Origin of the sequence: Flavobacterium sp. Leaf359 (assembly GCF_001423985.1) — a bacterium.
Lineage (GTDB): Bacteria > Bacteroidota > Bacteroidia > Flavobacteriales > Flavobacteriaceae > Flavobacterium > Flavobacterium lindanitolerans.
The window spans coordinates 510-12,861 of sequence record NZ_LMPW01000016.1; the positions used below are offsets into that span (position 1 = coordinate 510).

A 12,352-nucleotide genomic window follows, 5' to 3' on the forward strand; every position below is an offset into this window, starting at 1 on the left:
GGTTACCGTTGCAGAATCGCAGTTGGTCGGGTTCAAAATCTCGCATAATTGGTATACGATAGTATAGGTTCCCGCAGGTGTCTGTGGGTCTACGCTCACCGTTCCTGTTGCAGGATCCAGTTCCACGCCTGGGTTGGTCGATGGGGTTGTTACCGTAATTACAACTTCTGATGGTACTACCGGAACACCGTTTAGGGTATCGTTATCCAGTACGTTAACAAGATCCGGATTTCCTTCGTATCCGTTAACCGGTGTTGGAGTATCGTTATTGGCTACGATAGGTGCTGCGGCTACTACAACTGTTACGGTTGCAGTATCGCAGTTGGTTGGGTTTAATATTTCGCAAATTGTATAATCAAAAGTATAGTTTCCTGCCGGTGTGTCCGCTAAAACATCAACTGCACCTGTAGTGGTATTGAATGTTATTCCTGTCGGTACACTTCCTGGTACAACACTAACTGTTACTTCACCTGGAATTACTGCTACTCCATTTAAAGTATCGTTTGCTAAAACGTTTGGAATTGCATTTCCTCCTACATAACCATTTACCGGAGTGGCGTTTGTATCATTAACCGCTACAATTGGCGCAGCAGTTACGACAATAGTTACTGTAGCTGAATCGCAATTTGTTGGGTTTAATATTTCACATAGTTGGTACACTATCGTGTAGGTTCCCGCAGGTGTTTCCGGATCTACGCTTACCGTTCCTGTTGCCGGGTCAAGCTCTACGCCTGGGTTTGTTGACGGAGTAGTTACCGTAATTACAACTTCTGATGGTACTACCGGAACACCATTTAAAGTATCATTAGTCAAAACATTTACTACATCCGTATCTCCTTCATATCCGTTAACCGGAGTTGGATTATCATTATTCGCTACGATTGGCGCTGCCGCTACGTTTACTGTGACTTGTGCAGTGTCGCAGTTCGCAGGGTTTAGGACCTCACAGATGGTATAATCGAAAGTATACGTTCCTGCAGGAGTTCCCGCATTTACGCTTACCGCTCCCGTAGATGTGTTGAACGACAATCCTGCCGGAACAGCTCCAGGAGCAACCGAAACGGTTACCGAGCCTGCCGTGATGGCTGCACCATTCAGGGTATCGTTTGCCAATACGTTTGGTATAGCCGTACCTCCTGCCATACCGTTAACCGGAGTCGCAGTAGTATCGTCATTCGCTACGATTGGCGCTGCCGCTACGTTTACTGTGACTTGTGCAGTGTCACAGTTCGCAGGGTTTAGGACCTCACAGATGGTATAGTCGAAAGTATACGTTCCTGCAGGAGTTCCCGCATTTACGCTTACCGCTCCCGTAGAAGTGTTGAATGACAGTCCTGCCGGAACAGCTCCCGGTGCGGTTGTAATCGTTACCGTACCTGCCGTAATGGCCGCCCCATTTAGGGTGTCATTTGCCAATACGTTTGGTATAGCCGTACCTCCTGCCATACCGTTAACCGGAGTTGCAGTAGTATCGTCATTTGCTACGATTGGAGCTGCCGCTACGTTTACTGTGACCGGTGCAGTGTCGCAGTTCGCAGGGTTTAATACCTCGCAGATCGTATAGTCGAAAGTATACGTTCCTGCAGGAGTTCCCGCATTTACGCTTACCGATCCGGTTGAAGTATTGAAAGACAGTCCTGCCGGAACAGCTCCCGGTGCGGTTGTAATCGTTACCGTACCTGCTGTGATGGCCGCCCCATTCAGGGTATCGTTTGCCAATACGTTTGGTATAGCCGTACCTCCTGCCATACCGTTAACCGGAGTCGCAGTAGTGTCGTTATTCGCTACGATTGGCGCTGCCGCTACGTTTACTGTGACCTGTGCAGTGTCGCAGTTCGCAGGGTTTAGCACCTCGCAGATGGTATAGTCGAAAGTATACGTTCCTGCAGGAGTTCCCGCATTTACGCTTACCGCTCCGGTTGAAGTATTGAACGACAGTCCTGCCGGAACAGCTCCCGGTGCGGTTGTAATCATTACTGTACCTGCCGTAATTGGCGAACCATTCAGGGTATCGTTTGCCAATACGTTTGGAATAGCCGTACCGCCCGCGATACCATTAACCGGAGTCGCAGTAGTGTCGTTATTCGCTACGATTGGCGCTGCCGTCACGTTTACTGTAACTTGTGCAGTGTCACAGTTCGTAGGGTTTAGCACCTCACAGATCGTATAGTCGAAAGTATACGTTCCTGCAGGAGTTCCCGCATTTACGCTTACCGCTCCGGTAGATGTGTTGAACGTCAATCCTGCCGGAACAGCTCCAGGAGCAGTAGAAATTGTTACCGTACCTGCCGTGATTGGCGAACCGTTCAACGTGTCGTTTGATACTACGTTAGCAATAGCCGTACCGCCCGCGATACCGTTAACCGGAGTTGCAGTAGCATCGTTATTGGCTACAATAACATTCACAGGAGTTGTTGTTGTTGAATCTGTGTTATCTGTTGTATCAGGGTCATTTTCATCGCCATCAACAGTAGCAGTATTCGTATGGTTTCCGGTAGCATTGACAGTAGCGGTAATTACTAAAGTCTGGATTGCTCCATTAGCTAAGTTCCCTACTGTCCATAGTCCTGTTGCGGAAGCATAGGATTGTCCTGCTGTATGCGAAACATATGTATATCCTGAAGGAAGCTGGTCTGTTACCAATACGTTGGTTGCATTACCCGGTCCGTTATTGGTTACAACCAAAGTAAATTCTACTTGTGAGCCAACATTTGGTGTTGCATTGTTTACAGTCTTGACAATTTCCAAATTCGCATCTGCATCCGGAGCAACCGTTACGTCATCTGTATTATCAGCCGGAACCGGATCATTTTCTGTACCTGTTACGGTAGCTACGTTTGTATAGTTTCCTGTAGCATTTACCGTTGCAGTAACAGTCATTGTTCGTGTAACTCCGTTAGCTATGTTTCCTATTGTCCAGATTCCCGTACCACTGTTGTAAGTACCGGCAGTAACAGTTGAAGAAACATAAGTAAAACCTGTTGGCAACTGGTCTGTAACTACTACTCCTGTAGCAGCATTTGGCCCGTTGTTCGTCACGGCAATTGTAAAAGTTACCGATTGCCCGATTGTAGGCACTGTAACATTTGCCGTTTTCACAATTGTAAGGTCGGCTATAGCGGCAACATTCAGGTTGTTGTATTTAATATTATTACAGTTTTCAACTGCTGTTCCGTTTCTACATTCCAAGTGCGGGTCGGTTGGTGGTGTTGTGCCAGGATGAGTGGCATCAATATCTGTTACGTCAGCCGGGCGTATAATTGAAGCTTCCACATTTAAAGGTTGTCCTGCTAAAGATGAACCTACAGTTCCTGTAATCGTAAATACGATTTCTGAACCGTTTGTCATATTCAGGTCAGCTATATAGTTGCCCGAAACCGGGTCAACAGCTCCACTCACTACTACAACAGTTCCCTGGCTATTTACATAAGTAACTCCCGTTATTGTAAATCCGGCCGGAACAACAAAGGCAAAGCCTGAACCTGTCACGTCGCTTGGCCCATTATTTTTTACTACTACATTATAGTTGACTTGTTGTCCAACAGCTACAGAAGTAGTTGAAGGCGTAACGCTTACTACTTCCAAATCAGCAGCTGCAACAATAATATCGAGTGTTTTTATAATTACTTCTCCGGGAACAAAACTCCAGGTATCTAATGATTTTTCGTTTCCAAAACTCGAACCTCCATCTCCATTGTTTCCGGAGCCGGAACTTCCCGTAGTATATCTTCCCCATTTGTGTCCGTTGCTGTTACTTGAAATACCAGCTATTCCGGAAGCAGTAGGGTTTGATTGTGTATTTGCGTTTCCGCCCTGAACATTTGAATCATCCCAATATACCAAATCTCTATTTGGTGTATAAAGGTTATAACTGCTGTTCAGTTGCTCAATAATAATCCCTCCCGGATTAATTTCCATATCTATAAAAGGGAAATGGACTTCGGCACCAAACAGCTGTACTCTGATTTCTCCAATATTGGTATTGGCAGGCAGCGTATTCCCTGCTCCGTCACGTCCGTCCCAAAAAACAGTATTGGTCCCCATATTACAGTTTCCTGTTATAGTTCTGGTTGGGAAAGCTCCCAGTATTTCAATTCTGTATGTTCCTGAAAGGTTAGAATCGAAACCAATATAAGCTCCCTTATTACCGGAACGGTTTGGAGTTCCCTCTGCACCTGTATAAGTGATGTTTGTAGCCGTAGGCGTAATCACACTGTTTTTTAACCAGGTTGTTACGCTCAAAGAAGTACTTACTGCCTGAGTTGCACTTGAAGGCAAATCGGCAGCAGGCGTTGTATAAAATATTTTATGCGTAACGTTATTAGCATCGTCCTGACTTCTAGGGTCATGAACTCTAAAATCAGCACTTGAAGGGCTTGAAAGGTTCAAACTCTTATAGGAAGGATTTCCTGTAGCATCTAAAAAACCTTTATTATTTACAAAAAAAGTAAACCCAACTCCATTCGAGCCGTTATTGGTTACTCTATAGGCAATTCCGTCACGTGTTAAAACAGTAAATTTACCATAAAAGGCTTTAGTTTCTAAAAATGAAGTTCCCTGTATGTGCAGGTTAAACACATTTGAATATACACGTCCGGAAATCCAATTGGAATTAGCTGCATTTCTTACGGAAATATCCCAGGCAGCTATCAATTCTGTATTGTTTCCCTGCGTCCAGTTAGCATCAGCAGCAACATCCGTAACAGATGGTGTCGAACTGCTGGTTTCAGAACCTGAAGGTAAAAATTCTACTTTCCAAATACCTGCCTGTCCAGCAGCAACTACTACTGAATAAGGCACATAGCGGTTTCCTCCGGCTCCTTGTCCTGGATATTGCGGTCCGGCTAATTCACCGGCACGGTTAGGAATTTGACCTGTTGTATTCGCAGCAGATAAGAATTGAGTCCCGTCTGGTGCTATCAACCTGATACGTCCATTACCAATGTTTTGGGCGCTAGATCCTGTCGCAATAGTTTCTCCTACCTGGGCATAGACATAATGCGTTCCTAAAGTTTTAAAAGGCCAGGAATTGATGGTGGTTCCTCCGGCCGTATAGCTATTACTATACAGGAAAGCACGGTTACCCACTACTCCGGATGGATAAAGGTCCTTACTTCCATCTGCATAAGCTGCATTCCAGAAGCTGGCCATCGTCAGAAGGAAAACAAGCATTAAGATATTTTTTACTCTTAATGCAGCATTCCCAAACATGACATTTACCTGTCGATAGGGCAAGAATCTGCCTTGACAACTGTAGTTTTTGTTCATCTTTATGGTTTTAATTGTTTTAATTGAAAATCGGGGAAAACAGTTTTTTGGTGGTGGCAAACGGTTTATTAAGAGCGATTTAAAGAATAAAGTTTTTACACATACGCAGATTGGTTTGATTAATAAATGGTTAGACACAACTATCTGGCTGACGGACAACCCGATTGTGCAAATTTCTTTACTATACTGCGTAGGCCGTGTAGACAATGCATACAGCATTTGTAGAATAAATTCTACAAATTTGGCTTATGATTTCAGGTTACGGATTTAGTTAATTGGCCTGATAAAGGTGATGTAGTAGATAATTCCTGCCAGACCGGCTCCGGCAAAAGGTGACAACCATAAAGACAACGCTTCTATTGCTTCATGATTTCCATAGATTAGCAATTCTGCGGCAGTAATGGCCGGATTTAGCGGATAATTGGTAATAGACATATTGACAAAATTGGCCATAAAAACAGTTATTGCCATAATAGAAGCCACATACAACTTACTTTTTTTCAAATAGGTCAAACCTAAAAAAAGCAATAAAATAATAAACATCAGCACGCTTTGGCATACTGCCGATAACATTAATCCTTCCTCGTATCCCAACACTGTCGGCTTAATGAACATCCCGGAAATTGTTCCGCCTTTTTGCGAAAACAGATAAAACCCCAGCAAGGTTGCCAGAATCCCTCCTGCTACATGCATACAGGTATAAGCAATAAGTCGGTTAAAACCTATTCTGTTGGCAATAAAAAAACCAACCGAAATAGCAGGATTATAGTGGGATCCTGATATAGGATAGAAAAAGAAAGTAGCCAAAAAAGTAAGGGTACCTATAGAGAGGCATAGTAGCAGCTGATTGAAAAAATTATCTTGAAAAAATGGAATAAGCATTCCCGCTACAACAAAAAAAGTCAATAAAAATGTTCCTGCAAATTCTGCAAGAATGCTCGCTAATTGCACTTTAGCGAACATCTTTTTATGCCCGGAGGCAAATGTTGGTAAACTCATAAAAATTTAGTGGAATAATAGCAAGGGAAAGAAATCTTTCCCTTGCATCAAGTAATCAAAACCTATAAAAATTAATCGGGTTAAATCATTTACTAAATTCCATATTGACATTGGAAAAAATTGTGGCTCATATAAATACTTTTTGTAGAATTAATTCTACAACACCATTCGGCATTTTTCATGCTGAACTTTGTAATATTGAGCAATGGATTTCCCTTATCGGATAGCGCTGATTAAGCCACTGATTTCCATCTGCTAAAAATGCCATTTTCTAAACCACTATACCTGTTCTTTGCTGTATTTTTCAGCATCTCTACCCTTTTTTCACAACAAGAAAACCGGGAGTATGACATCATATGGCATTCTGCAGATGATAACAGTCTTCCACAAAACAGTGTCAAGTCAATCATTCAGGACAAATATGGTTTCTTATGGCTTTCAACAGAAAACGGATTGGTGCGCTATGACGGCAGTAAGTTCAAAGTTTTCAATATTGAAAATCTAAAAGGACTGGGAACGAACAGGATAAGCTATTTCAGAGGGACAGTTTCTACCGACAGTATTTATGCGTTGAGCGACTTTACAGATCTGATACTCATAAAAAACAACAGACCTTCAATCATCCCAAAACATAAAATCCCGGAATCTTTCCGCCTGACCAACCACCTCCACAAAGGCAAAAGAGTTTACGTTCATAAGATTTACAAAACAGACAATAGCTATTTCAGCCTGGAAAACGGGACACTGGCTGCCTACACCAAAAACAATAAGAAACTTTGGGAAATAGAATATGAGTATGATCCGGACAATACGGAGTTCTTCTTACTCAACAATACTCTTTATTCTCATAAAAACGGAAAGTTTGTGCGGTTCGAAAACGGGAAAGTCTACCTCACCGCTATTGAAGGATTGCCAGCTACAGGATTTACCGTATTTCCAAATACGGTAGCACAACAAACCTTCATTACTTTTAACAATACGGTATATCTGCTGGAAAAGAACCAGGATAAATTAATCCTGAAAGTCCTGCTAAAGGATTTTGACATTTCTAAAAACAATATTATTTCGTATTACTATGATGTCCCAAATGACATCTTGTATTTGGGAAGCAGTACCGACGGACTGCTGATTGTCAAGAAAAAGAAATTCAACAGCATTATTGGCAATAATAAAAACGGAGTATATTATGCCCAGATTCCTCATGGAAATGATAGTTTTCTCTCTACAACCGGAGAAATATTCAGCTCTTCGGGCGTGCAGAAACAACGTTTCTTCACCAAGGAGAATGACAATTACATCCTCCTCAAAGACCGCAACGGCGACCTCTGGACCAAACAGGACAACAGAATTTACCGACTTAATAAAAGCACCAACTTTACGACTTTCGACACCTGGTTTTTTGAAGACCGGGTCATTCTGCTTTTTGAAACACTAAAAGGAGAAATTCTGGCCGGAACAGCTACGAATGGTGCTCCCGCCGGAAAGCTTTTCAGACTGGAAGATACCGGACTATCAAAACCGAGTTTTAAACTTTATATGGTGGTTCCTTTTCACCCTACCTACATGCTTCAAATTGAAGATAATATCTTGTGGACAGGTTCGCATTTGGGCTTCCATAAAATTTATTTCCGGGAAAAAAAGGTTGAAAATATCAAGAAAATCTCCAATACTTATGTAAGGAGCATCTATATTGAAAACCCAAACGAAATATGGGTGACTACCTATGAAAAAGGGTTTTTCCTTTACAATCCGTACACCAAAAAAACAACCCATTTTCCTATTGACAAAAACAGGTATCTGCTTTCATCTCATTGCATTATTGAAGACCAGAATGGTTATTTATGGATTTCTACAAACAAAGGGCTTTTTCAGGCTTCAAAGAAAAACCTGTTAAATTATTCCAAGGGAAAAACAGATAATGTTTACTATCAGTATTATGACAAATCAGACGGATTTTACACCAACGAATTCAACGGAGGCTGCCAGCCCTGCGGTCTGAAATTAGGAAACAACGCCCTCACATTTCCATCAATGCGAGGCAACGTATTATTCTTTCCTGAAAAAATAAAACTGCTTCTCCCTGATAATGAAATCTATTTTCAGGAAGCCGAAGTTGACAACCGTACACAGGAAATCAGCAATGACACCTTGCTTTTGAAAAATAATTTTGGCAGGGTAAGGCTATTCATCAACAGTCCGTATTACGGAAACCCAAACAACCTGAATATTGAAATCCGCTTACAGGGACCTATTTCTCAAAAATGGACTTCTTTGAAAGGCGATGAGATTTCTTATACCTCACTCCCACACGGAACTTATTATCTTACAGCGCGAAAACTCACCGGTTTTGACTCTAATTATAAGCACAAAACGCTCACCATAATTATTCCGCCAGCTTTCTACCAAACTATCTGGTTCAATATCCTGATGGTTTTATGCGGTTTGACGCTTATTTTTTATACCATTAAAATGAGAATCCGCTACATCAGGAGAAAAAATGTGCTTTTGGAAAAAAAGATTGCGGAACAGACTTTCCAATTACGCAATACCATCAGTACGTTAAGAAACACAAAGGAAAAACTAAGTGAGGAAATTATCAACCATAAAAAATTAATCCGAACGATTACGCACGACATCAAGAGTCCGCTCCGCTTTTTGGCATTAACCGGCAAGCATGCCTATCAGAACAGCAAAAATATAAAACTGGTGGAAGAAGATTTGAAATCTATTTATACATCTTCTTTCCAGCTTTATCATTTTGTTGACAATCTTTTGGAATATACCAAAGTGAGTAAACAGGAAAACTCTTCCGAACCTTACAGTCTTTACACACTTGCGGAAGAAAAAACAACCATCTTTTTAAATATTGCTTCTTCCCAAAAAACAGAGATAATCAATAAAATTGACACTACTCTTGTACTATCAACCAACAAACTGCTGTTGTCGATTATTATCCATAACCTGCTCGACAATGCCATTAAAAATACCTTTAACGGCAGGATTTTGCTTACTTCCGGAAAAAGAGATGAAAATATTTTTATCCGGATAAAAGATACGGGAAAAGGAATGTCGCCTGAACTTGTAGATTTTTACAATAATTCTAAAAATAGAAAAACACAGGAAGGTGTCCGAAAAATAGGTATGGGATTGCCCATGGTGGCCGAGCTCTTGATTATCTTAAACGGCAATATGCATATTGAAAGTACGGTCCAACTAGGAACCGAAATAACCATCTGGCTGCAGGAAGAAAAAAGCAGCTAGTTCTCGTAAATCTTAAGGATTTCTACCAGACTGACCACATTGTTAATTCTTAACTTTTCAAAAATCCTGTTTTTGTAGGTACTAACCGTAGTCATTTGAATATTCAACTGGTTGGCTATTTCCAGATTACCTTCTCCCCTTGCCAAAAGTCCGGCCACTTCAATTTCACGGTCAGAAAGGCTTTCCAACGGATTGATTGGCGTTTTATGCAGTACATTTTCCAGAATTTTCTCTTTGACTGTGGCGCTGATATATTTTCCGGTTTCCATAACCGACTGTACTGCATTGATAATCTCGCTTTCGGAACTGTGTTTGTTCAGGAAACCATTGGCACCGGCATGGATATACCGAAGGGCATACTGCTCTTCATCATAGGCAGAAAACATCAATACTTTCAGGTCTGGGTAGGACAGCCTGATTTTTTCAATCATTTTGGTACTGTTGCCTCCCGGAAGATTGATATCTAAAAATAATAAATCGGGAACACTGGTTTTTAGCAGGTTCAATACAGACGTAAAACTTTCGGCGTGCTCAACCGTAATTCCATTGAATGATTCTTTCAAAATCAATGAAATTCCGTGACGGACTACACTGTGGTCGTCAGCCAGTAGTATTTTTTTCAACTCTGTTGCCATTTAGGGGTATATTTGCAAATCAAAAATACGATTATTTCATTGATTGACAAATCTTACAACATAACTTATCAAAATTTTCCTAAATAAAATGGATTTGTAAAAAAGTGTATTTTTTATAAAAACTCTCGCCAACCTGAAGTATCTTGCAACAAAATAAACAGCACATCCCACCCAATCCCATCCGATGAACACACACACTGAAACGGCAATTAAAACCACTTATTTCAGCATCTTAGGAAATACTGCATTGGCTTTGATAAAAGGAGCAGCAGGATATTTTGGTAATTCGTATGCATTAATTGCCGATGCTATTGAGTCTACTACAGATATTTTTTCATCGGCTTTGGTTTTATTCGGATTAAAATATTCCAGCCGTCCGGCCGATGAGAACCATCCTTACGGACACGGAAGGGCGGAACCGCTGATTACGTTTCTTGTTGTGGGTTTCCTTATAACTTCTGCAACCATCATAGCCTATGAAAGCATTCAGAACATCGGAACACCGCATGCACTTCCAAAACCTTACACCCTGATTGTCCTTGGAGCTATTATTATATGGAAAGAAATTTCCTTCCGCCTTGTGATGAAAAAAAGCAAGGAAACCAACAGCTCATCCCTAAAAGCAGATGCCTGGCACCACAGAAGCGATGCCATTACTTCTGTAGCTGCCTTTATCGGTATTTCAATTGCTTTATTTTTTGGAAAGGGTTATGAATCTGCTGATGACTGGGCTGCTCTTCTGGCTTCAGGATTCATACTTTACAACAGCTACCTGATTTTCAGACCGGCTCTTGGCGAAATTATGGATGAACACCTGTATGATGACCTGGTAGAAGAAATCAGAAAAGTTTCTTTGACATCTGCAGGAATTATCGGAACTGAAAAATGCTATGTCCGAAAAGCAGGAATGAAATACCATGTTGACCTTCATGCCATTGTTGATGCTAATATAACGGTTAAGGAAGGCCACGACCTGGCACATCAGTTAATTGATACCTTACACAGAGAAATTCCTCAATTAGGGCACATCCTGATTCATATCGAACCGAACAGTTAAATTAAAATTTCAGTTGATTTCAACCATAAAAAAACTCCCGGGATTGGGTCCGAGAGTTATAGCTTTTTATTGATGGTAAAATTAAATACTGTTTTCCAGTTCTAATTCATCCATACTAAAAATCAATGCTTTTACCTGTAACAGAAAATCTTCAATTTCGATTTCCCCTGACCTGACCTGGCAAAACAATGCCGCATATTCATCATGCAATTCGTTTCTTCTATCATCGCTTAGGTTTTCATATTGCTCCTGGTTGGCTCCCAAAATAATAAAATCAACAGTAAAAGGCACATCAAAATTATTGTCTGTATCTGTCAGCTTGTGTGTAATACTGGAAAATTGCTCCAGCTTTTGCTGTGCTAAATAATACCTTTCCAACTGCTGGTCACTAAAACGTTTGGAATTCAGAATACAGTCAATAATTTCATAAAAAATCTCTGTTTCAATATGAAGGTCGGATTTTAAGTCTCTGTACATCTTATTAATCCATGTAATGGAATTAACCACATTGAGTACTTCAACTGCGTAGCCAAATTTTTCTATATCACTAAAATATTGAAAATGTTTTGTATCCAAAATCATAAAAGGGCTGTGTTCTTCAAGGCTAAAGTCCTTCCTTTCTTTTAGGTCTTCTTTTTTGATTATCATATTTTTCTTTTTAAACTATTATTCTTCAATTGTAAGTTCCCATGTATTTCCTTGTTCGTCTTTCGCCTTTAACTTTCCGTCACTCATCCATTCCACATCAATCTCAATCTCTCTGCCCGTTTCATCTTCAATAACACCTTCCCCGTATTGTTCTCCTTTTTCAACATCTGCATAACCCGTTACTTCGTTCCCTTCTTTATCAAAGCCAATAACATCATAATGGGATTCAAAACTTTCAATCTGTGTCTTATGAAAATCCTGATGCTGTGAGATTAATCGGCAGATTACGGAATCCTTAGGAATATATTGGAAATCTTTTATATGAGAGACATCAAGATTACTGTAGGTCACAATCTCCTTATCTTCTTCACAACCAGAAAAAGCAAAAAACAATAACACTATGCATGCAAGAGCAGATTGGGGAATCTTAGCCATAAATAAATAGGTCATTAAATTATTTCCGGGCACGGCAATTATTCTCTTG

Annotated in this window: 6 protein-coding genes and 1 pseudogene; 2 read left to right on the top strand and 5 right to left on the bottom strand. The window is 40.8% G+C overall.

The annotated features are described in order from the left end of the window. Together ASG38_RS16930 and ASG38_RS16940 are read right to left on the bottom strand one after the other, a co-directional pair. A pseudogene (locus ASG38_RS16930) lies at positions 1-5,268 on the bottom strand (hypothetical protein); the annotation flags it as partial. Between the two features lie 267 nt (positions 5,269-5,535). Next, positions 5,536-6,267 (bottom strand): aquaporin, encoded by a 732-nt coding sequence (locus ASG38_RS16940; protein WP_082482258.1) that lies wholly within the window; start codon positions 6,265-6,267, stop codon positions 5,536-5,538. Between the two features lie 261 nt (positions 6,268-6,528). Between ASG38_RS16940 and ASG38_RS16945 the strand changes: the two genes are divergently transcribed. After that, positions 6,529-9,528: an ATP-binding protein gene (locus ASG38_RS16945; protein ID WP_056073790.1), complete on the top strand. Its 3,000-nt coding sequence runs from the start codon at positions 6,529-6,531 to the stop codon at positions 9,526-9,528. Here ASG38_RS16945 and ASG38_RS16950 read toward each other — a convergent pair. Continuing rightward, the gene (locus ASG38_RS16950; protein ID WP_056073792.1) at positions 9,525-10,163 is read right to left on the bottom strand and encodes a response regulator transcription factor; all 639 of its coding nucleotides are present in this window, start codon (positions 10,161-10,163) and stop codon (positions 9,525-9,527) included. The two genes, ASG38_RS16945 and ASG38_RS16950, sit on opposite strands and share 4 nt — an antisense overlap. Positions 10,164-10,347: 184 nt before the next feature. Between ASG38_RS16950 and ASG38_RS16955 the strand changes: the two genes are divergently transcribed. Next, positions 10,348-11,220: a cation diffusion facilitator family transporter gene (locus ASG38_RS16955; RefSeq protein ID WP_056073794.1), complete on the top strand. Its 873-nt coding sequence runs from the start codon at positions 10,348-10,350 to the stop codon at positions 11,218-11,220. Positions 11,221-11,301: 81 nt separating this feature from the next. Here the strand turns inward: ASG38_RS16955 and ASG38_RS16960 are convergent, their stop codons facing one another. Together ASG38_RS16960 and ASG38_RS16965 are read right to left on the bottom strand one after the other, a co-directional pair. After that, a complete protein-coding gene (locus ASG38_RS16960; RefSeq protein WP_056073796.1) occupies positions 11,302-11,868 on the bottom strand; it encodes a hypothetical protein in 567 nt (188 codons plus the stop codon). Positions 11,869-11,886: 18 nt separating this feature from the next. After that, positions 11,887-12,318 carry a hypothetical protein gene (locus ASG38_RS16965; RefSeq protein WP_056073798.1) on the bottom strand — a complete coding sequence of 144 codons (432 nt, stop codon included), beginning with the start codon at positions 12,316-12,318 and terminating at the stop codon, positions 11,887-11,889. Positions 12,319-12,352 lie beyond the last annotated feature (34 nt).

Bases quoted from the DNA above. Each gene is read 5' to 3' on its own strand.
- ASG38_RS16940 (WP_082482258.1), bottom strand. From the start codon at position 6,267: ATGAGTTTACCAACATTTGCCTCCGGGCATAAAAAGATGTTCGCTAAA.
- ASG38_RS16945 (WP_056073790.1), top strand. From the start codon at position 6,529: ATGCCATTTTCTAAACCACTATACCTGTTCTTTGCTGTATTTTTCAGC.
- ASG38_RS16950 (WP_056073792.1), bottom strand. From the start codon at position 10,163: ATGGCAACAGAGTTGAAAAAAATACTACTGGCTGACGACCACAGTGTA.
- ASG38_RS16955 (WP_056073794.1), top strand. From the start codon at position 10,348: ATGAACACACACACTGAAACGGCAATTAAAACCACTTATTTCAGCATC.
- ASG38_RS16960 (WP_056073796.1), bottom strand. From the start codon at position 11,868: ATGATAATCAAAAAAGAAGACCTAAAAGAAAGGAAGGACTTTAGCCTT.
- ASG38_RS16965 (WP_056073798.1), bottom strand. From the start codon at position 12,318: ATGACCTATTTATTTATGGCTAAGATTCCCCAATCTGCTCTTGCATGC.